The following is a 1,034-nucleotide window of genomic DNA, read 5'->3' as shown; positions in this document are numbered from 1 at the left end:
CGGGCGCAAGGTGACGGTAACGATCGACCGTCCTGACGATCGCCCGTCCTGCCCGAAGGAGTTCGTTCATGGGTGCTTCCCGCAGAACCGCTCTCATGGTCTCCGGCGCCATGTGCGGTGTGCTGGCGCTTGGTGCGGCCGGTGCCGCCGCCGCGCCGGCCGGTTTCCCGCCGCCGGTGCCGCCCGCCTCGCCGGTGGCGCACAAGGCGCCCGCCCCGTCGCCCGCGTCGCTGCGCGACGCCGCCGCCGGAGGGGCCCGTGCCATCGACCGCAACGTGGTCGGGCAGCGGGCGGAGGCGGCGGTCAAGGAGTGCCGGGCGGCAGGTCAGGAGGAGGAAGCGGCCGGCGAAGCGGGCGAGGAGCTCCCGTGCGCGCAGGTCGAGGAGCACCTGGCGGGCCTGAACCGGGCCCGGGCCGTGCTGGCCCAGGAGGCCGCGGCCAAGCACCCGGACCTGGAGAAGATGACCAGGGCCGCCACGGACGCGGCCGCGGCCACGGCGTATCTGGCGAAGGACGGGGTCGAGGTCTCCGACCGGGGCATCGCCCCCGGGCACGAGCGGTACGACGGGCGGGGCCCGGGGCTGCTGGCGCTGGTGACGAACGTGCTGGGCGGCCTGGTGCACGCGCTCGGCGGAGTCGTCGGCGGGCTGACGGGGCTGATCGGCGGGGTGCTGGGAGGCATTCTGGGCTGAGTCCGGATCAGCCGGCGCGGGCGGCACGGGCCTCACCCGGGGCACGTGCCGCCCGCGCGTGCGCTGTGACCGCTCCGGGCGGCCCGGGCACGGTGAGCACTCCGCGTCTCTTGACACACCATCGCTTGTCATGGACATTCTCACCGCTTGGTCCGGTCCAAACCCCCCACCGCGCACACCGTGCCCCGTCCGGAGGAGCCATGAAGAGAGCCCGTACGGCCCTGCTGTCCGCAACGGCCGCGCTCGCCGCACTCGCCGCGCTCGGCACCGCCGTCCCCGCCGCCTCCCACCCCCGGGCGGCGGGGACCAGGGCAGCCTCCGCCGCGCACGACCCCGTACCCT

General features: G+C 75.8%; 1 protein-coding gene. It reads left to right on the top strand.

Features of this window, described 5'->3' with window-relative positions:
* Positions 1 to 68 precede the first annotated feature (68 nt).
* Positions 69 to 692: a hypothetical protein gene (locus tag ACSNOH_RS34890; protein WP_436725459.1), complete on the top strand. Its 624-nt coding sequence runs from the start codon at positions 69 to 71 to the stop codon at positions 690 to 692.
* Positions 693 to 1,034 lie beyond the last annotated feature (342 nt).

Origin of the sequence: Streptomyces sp. URMC 127 (assembly GCF_051386535.1) — a bacterium.
Taxonomy (GTDB): Bacteria; Actinomycetota; Actinomycetes; order Streptomycetales; family Streptomycetaceae; genus Streptomyces.
The sequence above is the reverse complement of the archived record's forward strand: the minus strand, read 5'-3'. Positions and strand labels throughout refer to the sequence as shown.

What these genes read in the sequence shown, in the direction of transcription:
- ACSNOH_RS34890 (WP_436725459.1), top strand. Translation starts at nt 69, where the DNA reads ATGGGTGCTTCCCGCAGAACCGCTCTCATGGTCTCCGGCGCCATGTGC.